The organism is Gilliamella sp. Bif1-4 (assembly GCF_001690535.1).
Lineage (GTDB): Bacteria > Pseudomonadota > Gammaproteobacteria > Enterobacterales > Orbaceae > Gilliamella > Gilliamella bombi.
Genome location: NZ_LZHC01000050.1, coordinates 1 through 843, shown reverse-complemented (window position 1 = coordinate 843; position 843 = coordinate 1). Strand labels below are relative to the sequence as shown.

The 843-nt window shown below is 46.0% G+C and carries 1 protein-coding gene; it reads right to left on the bottom strand.

Annotated elements, in window-relative coordinates; all coding sequences use genetic code 11:
* Positions 1–843: hemagglutinin repeat-containing protein (locus tag A9G25_RS07490; RefSeq protein ID WP_176701096.1), on the bottom strand; the 843-nt coding region annotated here is incomplete at both ends.

Here is an 843-nt window from a genome sequence, read left to right as displayed (position 1 = left end):
GTGGAACTCATCGCTGTCTTGTTTCGATTCAATATTAAGGTCATGACCTATATCAGCCACCACCCTATCGCCTTTCACTTGCCCTGCAACAATGTTGGCGTCATTACCCGTGATAATCGTAAGCTTATTGCCTGCCTCTACCACACTTTCTGTCCAATCGGTACCGTTACCTTTTTCGCGGGATTTGCTTTGGCTGGCACTGGCCGAGATGGTAAAGCCATTTTTTTCTCCACCAAAGTTATAGCCCACGCCTACCGAGCCACTGCTATTCTTCTCTTTAGTGTCAGTTTTGGTCGTGTTTTCTTGTCCGATGATGTTAACATCATGGTTCGCTTTGAGCATTACATCATGACCGGCAGATACCTGACTGCCAATGATATTGATATCGCCACGCTCTTTTTGACCATTGCCCGTCGCAATAATGCTGAGGTTATGCCCCGCTGAGACGCCACTACTTACTACGGTGTGTTGCTCTTGGTTTACCGTGCGTTTGGTCTTTTCACTGCCCAAACTGACATTAATGCCAATGGAGGCTTGTGGCGTACCATTTTGTAAATTAGCACCGCCCTCTAGCGCCGCATTACCCGCTTGTAACCCCGCTTTAATATTCATCAGCGCTTTGGTTTTCTCATTGGTCTGCTTTTTCGCTTGCTCTCGGGTTTGGTTGGCGTTGTAAATATCACTCGCCGTGCCTGTTATCGAAACAGTAAGCCCTGATTTTTTGCGCTCATACTCTTCTTGATACGTCGTTTTCGCATCTAATGCTTCGATATTGACGTTTTCGCCTTGTAATTTGATGTTTTGTTGGGCGATGACATCACTGCCTTTAATACTTAGGTCTTT